The 5,191-nt window shown below is 75.0% G+C and carries 5 protein-coding genes; 2 read left to right on the forward strand and 3 right to left on the reverse strand.

Going from position 1 to position 5,191, the window contains the following annotated elements:
- Positions 1-11: 11 nt before the first annotated feature.
- From OH807_RS35770 to OH807_RS35780, 3 genes are read right to left on the reverse strand one after another with little or no spacing between them, the layout of a single operon-like run.
- Entirely contained in the window at positions 12-1,214 is a 1,203-nt protein-coding gene (locus tag OH807_RS35770; protein WP_406207886.1) for an ATP-grasp domain-containing protein, read from the reverse strand.
- The gene (locus tag OH807_RS35775; protein ID WP_406207889.1) at positions 1,211-2,653 is read right to left on the reverse strand and encodes an argininosuccinate lyase; all 1,443 of its coding nucleotides are present in this window, start codon (positions 2,651-2,653) and stop codon (positions 1,211-1,213) included. Before OH807_RS35775 ends, OH807_RS35770 begins: the two co-directional genes overlap by 4 nt.
- Positions 2,650-3,690 carry a pyridoxal-phosphate dependent enzyme gene (locus OH807_RS35780; RefSeq protein WP_406207891.1) on the reverse strand — a complete coding sequence of 347 codons (1,041 nt, stop codon included), beginning with the start codon at positions 3,688-3,690 and terminating at the stop codon, positions 2,650-2,652. Before OH807_RS35780 ends, OH807_RS35775 begins: the two co-directional genes overlap by 4 nt.
- Before the next feature lie 133 nt (positions 3,691-3,823).
- On the opposite strand from OH807_RS35780, the gene OH807_RS35785 reads away from it, so the two are divergent.
- Positions 3,824-4,072 (forward strand): acyl carrier protein, encoded by a 249-nt coding sequence (locus tag OH807_RS35785; RefSeq protein ID WP_406207894.1) that lies wholly within the window; start codon positions 3,824-3,826, stop codon positions 4,070-4,072.
- Between the two features lie 10 nt (positions 4,073-4,082).
- The gene (locus tag OH807_RS35790; RefSeq protein ID WP_406207897.1) at positions 4,083-5,036 is read left to right on the forward strand and encodes a chlorinating enzyme; all 954 of its coding nucleotides are present in this window, start codon (positions 4,083-4,085) and stop codon (positions 5,034-5,036) included.
- The last annotated feature ends 155 nt before the right edge of the window (positions 5,037-5,191 follow it).

The following is a 5,191-nucleotide window of genomic DNA, read 5'->3' on the forward strand; positions in this document are numbered from 1 at the left end:
CTCCTGGGTGCTCATCGGGTCACTACCCGCAGGTGGGCCGCGGCGCGCTCGGCGCGGCCGGCGGCGGTGGCGGCATCGGGGCCGGTGGCGACGGCGTAGCCGAACCGGTCGCGGAACGAGTGCGTGATCTCCAGCTCGGCGCCGGGTGCGACGGTGATCTCGGACAGTTCGACACCCGGCAGGCCCCGGGCGTCCGCCAGCCCGCCGACGGCCTCGACGGTGCCCGCCCGGGCGGTCAGCGCGAACCGGATCGACGCGTGCGCGCCGGCGCCGGGCTCGACCGGGTGCGGGCGTCCGGCGGCCCGGGCGACGGTGGCGGCCACCAGGTCGACGCCGGTGGCGAGCCGGACCAGGGTGGGGATCATGCCGCCCGCCAGCCGCGGGTTCACCTCGATCAGCACCGGTCCGCCGGGCCCGGCCCGCAGCTCGGTGTGCGCGGCGCCCCAGCCGAGGCCGAGCGCCCGCACCGCGCGGACGGCCGTCGCGGCCAGGCCCGCCGGGACGGCCGGCGCGGGCATGTCGTGCCCGGTCTCCACGAAGTGCGGCGCCGGCCCGAGGTGCTTGGCGACCACGCCGACCACGGTGTCGTCGAAGGTCTCCACCGAGTACTCCGGCCCCCGGACGTACTCCTCCACCAGGACCAGCCGGGGGGTGGCCCGGCCGCGTTCGTCCACCGGGGCGCCGAGCAGCCCGGCCGCGTGCGCGGCGAGCTCCGCCGGCCCGGCGCAGAGCCGGACGCCGACCGAGCCCGAGCCGGTGGTCGGCTTCACCACCACCGGGTAGCCGAGCTCGGCGGCGGCGGCCAGCGCGGCGTCGACGGCGGTCACCGCCCGGTGCGCGGGGACGGGCACCCCGGCGGCGGCCAGCACCGCGCGCTGGCGGTCCTTGTGCCGGCAGCGGGCCAGCGCCAGCGGATCGGCGGCCGGCAGGCCGAGCGCGGCGGCGGCGGTGGCCGCGGTGGCCACGAAGTACTCGGAGCTGGAGGCGACCCCGGCCAGCCCCGCGCCGGCCGCCAGGGCCCGGCAGCCGGCGAGCACGGCCGCGGGGTCGCCGGTGTCCACCGGGAGGTGGTCCACCGCGTCCGCGAGCAGGTACGGGTAGCGCTCCGGCGCGGCGGTGAGCACCACCGGCCGCAGGCCCGCGGCGCGGGCGGCCGCGCAGAACTGCCGCCCGGAGCCGGTGGTGTTGCTCTCGACCAGGGCGAGCGCCGTCACCGCTTCGTCCCCAGCTCGACCACGGCGGCGGCGGCCCCGGCCAGGTCGCGGCCGGCCCGGGCCTCCCGGGCCGCGGCGGCCCGCACCCAGCGCGCGTGCCCGTCGAGGTCGCCGAGGGCGTCGGCGAAGACCTCGTCGAACTGCCCGGGGCCGCCGCCCGCCCGCTGCGCCTCCACCAGTGCGGGCAGTGCGATGTCCGTGTCGTGCAGCTCGGCGGGCAGGTCGGCGGCGGTCAGCCGGTCGCCGCCGCGTTCGACCGCCCGCCGGACGGCGCCGCCCACCAGCTGGTGCGCGGTGCGGAACGGCACGCCCCGGTGGACCAGCAGGTTGGCCAGCGCCGTCGCCCCGACGAAGCCGTCCTCGGCCCGGGCGAGCATCCGCTCCTCCACCGGCCGGCCGCCGCCCACCAGGGCGCGCGCCAGGACGGCCCCCTGCCGGACGGCTTCGAGGCCGGGCCGGACGGCGGCGACCGCCTCGGTGCCGACCTCGATGGAGTTGGTGAACGGCGTCGACCGGGTCATCGTGGCCGCCGCCGTCCAGGCGCCGATCGCCGTGCCGGCCTTGGCCTTGACGTGTTCGAGCAGGAAGGCGTTGCGCTTCTGCGGCATCGCCGAGCTGCCCCCGACCAGCCGGTCCGGGAAGGCGACGAAGCCGAACTCGGCGCTGCTCCACAGCTGGAGGTCGGTGCCGAGCCGGCTGATCGTCAGCGCCGCGCCCGCGGCCGCGGCCAGCGCGTGCAGGGCTCCGTCCCGGCTGGCCACCGCGTCCAGCGCGTGCCGGGGTGGCCCGGCGAAGCCCAGCAGGGCGGCCGTGCGCGCGGGGTCGATCGGGAGGTCGGTGCCGGCGGCGGCCCCGGCGCCCATCGGGCAGCGGTCGGCCGCGTCGGCGGCGGCCCGCAGCGCCGCGACGTCCCGGCCCAGGGCGAGCGCCACCCCCACCAGGTAGTACCCGTAGGTGATCGGCAGCGCCGCCTGGTAGTGCGTGTGGACGGGCATCAGCGCGCCGCGGTGGGCCCGGGCCCGGGCCAGCAGGACGGCCTGCAACCGGGTCAGTTCGGCGATCAGGGTGCCGGTTTCGGCGCGCAGGCGCAGCGCGGTCACGGTGGCCTTGAGGTCGTTGCGCGAGCGCCCGGTGTGCAGCCGCCCGCCGATCCCGGCGCCGAGCGAGGCGCTCAGCTCCTGCTCGTAGGCGAGGTAGAGGCCGCGCGGGGTCGGGACGCCGTGCAGCGGGCGGAAGTCGTCGGCCCGCAGCTCCTGGATCCGGCCGATCAGCGCGGCCGCGTCGGCCGGGGTGATCAGCGCCCGCTCGACCAGCATCACCAGGTGGGCGAGGTCGATCCGGGAGGTGAGCCGCAGCTCGGCGGCGATCTCGTCGGGGCCGGGGGAGCCGTAGACGATCGACTGGATCTGCGCGCCCACGGTCGCGGTGAGCCGGCTCATCGGGTGGCCTCCGGGGCGGCGGTGCGGACGACGTCGGCGAAGGCTCGGCGGCCCCAGGCGAACCGGCTCCACCGGTCGGTGGGGCGGGTCGGGTCGGTCACCGGCTCGGGGCCGGCCGGGAGCGGCAGGTCGAAGCCGCCGGCCCGCAGCCAGGCGTCGTCGTAGACCGTCTCCTGGTAGCGGTAGCCCTCGTCGGGGAGCATCACCACGACCTTGGCGTCCGGGTGCCGGGCGGCCCACCAGCGGGCCACCAGGTAGGCGGCGCCGCTGGTGGGGCCCTGGAAGAGTGCGCTGCCCCGGTGCAGTTCCCGGGTGGCGGCGAAGGCCTCGGCGGGCGGGCACCAGTGCACCTCGTCGAACTCCCGGTGGTCGAGGTTCTCCGGCATCAGGCTGTTGCCGAGGCCGCGCAGCACGCGGTGGCCGTCCGGGTGGCCGAACAGCACGCTGTGCGGGCTGTCGACGCCGATCGCCCGGACGTCGCGGCCGGCCCGCAGGGCGCGGACCGTCCCGCACATCGAGCCGCCCGAGCCGACCGGGCCGACCAGGCAGTCGACGCCGCCCAGGGCCCGTTCGAGGTGCTCGGCGACGACGGCGTAGGAGGCCGGGTTCTCCGGGTTGGAGTACTGCTCGGGGCAGAAGCTGTCGGGGTGCTCGGCGCGGATCTCGGCCAGCCGCTTGAGGCGGGCCTCCTGGAAGCCGCCGACGGCGGCGGGCTCCGCGCAGATGTCCAGCCGGGCGCCGAGATCGGCCAGCCGGCGGCGGAGGTTGTCGTCGATGACCGGGTCGCTGACCAGGACGAGCGGGCGGCGCATCAGCGCCGTCTGGAGGGCCAGCGCCAGCCCGAAGGTGCCCGAGGTGGTCTCCACCACGGTGGTGCGCGGGCCGATCAGGCCGTCCCGCTCGGCCTTCCGCAGGATGTGCCGGGCGGGCACCAGTTTCATCAGGGTGAAAGCGGCGCCGTAAAGGTTTCCGCCGAGGCGGATGATCCGCGGCAGCAGTATCGCCTCGGTCGATTCTCGGTAGAGGTTGTCAGCCATTGTGCTCCCCCGGGGAGGCCGCCATTTTCGGCGACGGGTTCGCCGTGGCCGGTCCACCGTCACCGATCCCGCCGGGTGACGTCTGCTCAACAGTGACCAGACGTCGGGGCCGCTCCTGTTTACGTTCGCAGCCATGGAAGCGACACAGGAAGAGACGGTTCTGCGAATCGTCCGCGACGTACTCGGCCGGCCGAACCTCGGCCTCGACGACGACCTGTTCGACAACGGGGGCACCTCCCTGTCCTTCGTGCGGGTACTCGCCGGGGTCAAGCAGGAACTGCACGTCGTGGTACACCCCGCGGACCTGGGCGGGACGGCGACGGCACGGGGAATCGCGGCGTGCGCCGCCAAGGAGCCGGCCGTTCCGGCCACCGACAGCTAGGGAGTCCGAAATGACGAACAATGGCGGGGCGCAGCCGTTCGCGCTCAGCGCGGATGAGCTCGCGCAGTTCCACCGGGACGGTTTCTTCGGACCGTTCAAGGTCTACGAGATCGAGGAGATGCGCCGGGTCTGGCGCACCGAGCGGCTCGCCCTGATGGACCGCAGCAATGCGGTCTACCAGGAGGAGGCCGCGCAGTCCGGAAACACCAACATCTCCAACTACGACCGGCACCTGGACAACGACTTCCTGGCCGATCACGTCTGCAACCAGCGGATCACCGACCGCGTCGCCAGCGTCCTCGGCCCGGACGTGCTCTGCTGGCGCACCGAGTTCTTCCCCAAGTACCCGGGCGACGAGGGCACCGACTGGCACCAGGCGGACACCTTCGCCAACGCCTCCGGCAGCCCGCAGATCCTGTGGAGCGGCGCGGACAACGTCCACTTCGGCGGCACGCTCACCGTCTGGACGGCCTTCACCGAGGCCAACGAGGAGACCGGCTGCCTGCAGTTCATGCCGGGCACCCACCAGGCGATGCACTACGACGAGACCAAGAAGATGCACTACGACCCGGACCGCATCAACTCCGCGGTCAAGGAGGGCATCCCGCGCGGCTTCTTCGGCTACGACTACCGCGAGCTGCAGATCGACGAGGACTTCGTCCCCGACGAGTCGCAGGCCAGGCCGATGGTGATGCGCCCGGGCGAGGCGATCATGTTCTGGTCCACCCTCATGCACGCCTCGCTGCCGCACAGCGGCAAGACCGACGAGATGCGGCTCGGCTTCGCCAACCGCTACGTGCCGACCTCCGTGCGGGTCTACCCGGACACCGAGCAGATCATCGAGTACGGCGGCCAGGTCAGCCTGGAGCGCTTCGGGTCGGTGCTCGTCTCGGGCAGCAACGAGTACGACCACAACGCGATCGCCACCCGCACCACCACGGGGCACCCGTTCACCACCCGGTGACACCCGCGCACCGGCCGGTGGGGACCGTCCACCCCCGGTGACGCCCGTGCACCTCCGTGCCGCCCGTGCCGACCCGACCAGCCGCCCGTAGGGGCTGCGCGCGACCCCGGTCCGCGCAGCACCGCGACCCCGAGGACTACGCGATGTTCGCCGTC

Source organism: Kitasatospora sp. NBC_01560, assembly GCF_045208415.1.
Classification (GTDB): domain Bacteria; phylum Actinomycetota; class Actinomycetes; order Streptomycetales; family Streptomycetaceae; genus Kitasatospora.